Annotated in this window: 1 protein-coding gene; it reads left to right on the top strand. The window is 66.9% G+C overall.

Annotated elements, in window-relative coordinates; all coding sequences use genetic code 11:
* A partial coding sequence (locus tag F5972_RS36810) for a PKD domain-containing protein (RefSeq protein WP_150940780.1) occupies window positions 1-744 on the top strand: 744 nt, incomplete at both ends.

Raw genomic sequence — 744 nt, 5'->3', positions numbered from 1 at the left:
CCGGTCTACCGGTATGACCCGAACCTGAACTCGTCGGTGAAGTTCCCCCAGGCGCTGGACGGGCGGTTCTTCGCCGGGGAGTACGGCCGCAAGTGGATCAAGGCGATCGAGGTCCGCTCGGATGGCGGGTACGGCGAGATCAGCGCGTTCCCGTGGTCGGGGACGCAGGTGATGGACATGGCGTTCGGCCCTGATGGGGCGTTGTATGTCCTGGACTACGGCACCGGGTCCAACAACCAGGCGCTGTACCGGATCGAGTACATCGGCAAGGCCAACCGCAACCCGATCGCCAAAGCCAGCGCGGACAAGACCTCCGGCGCGGCGCCGCTGACGGTGAACTTCTCTTCGGCGGGCAGCTCCGACCCCGAGGGCGGGGCGCTGAGCTATTCGTGGGCGTTCGGGGACGGGACCACCTCCACCTCGGCCAACCCGACCAAGACCTACACCACCAACGGCACCTACACCGCGACGTTGACCGTCCGTGACCCCCAGGGGCTGACCGGGACGGCGAGCGTGACGGTGAACGTGGGCAACACCGCGCCGTCGGTGGCGTTCGTCTCGCCGGTGGAGGGGCAGTTGTTCTCCTTCGGCGACACGGTGCCCTTCCAGGTGAACGTGTCCGATCCCGAGGACGGGACGATCGACTGCTCGCAGGTGTCGGTCACCTACCTGCTGGGGCATGACAGCCACGCCCACCAGATCACCTCCAAGAATGGGTGTTCGGGGTCGATCGCGGTGCCGGTG

The organism is Microbispora cellulosiformans, from assembly GCF_008728085.1.
Taxonomy (GTDB): Bacteria; Actinomycetota; Actinomycetes; order Streptosporangiales; family Streptosporangiaceae; genus Microbispora; species Microbispora amethystogenes.
Note: the sequence above shows the minus strand (reverse complement) of the source record. Positions and strands in the feature narration are given on the sequence as shown.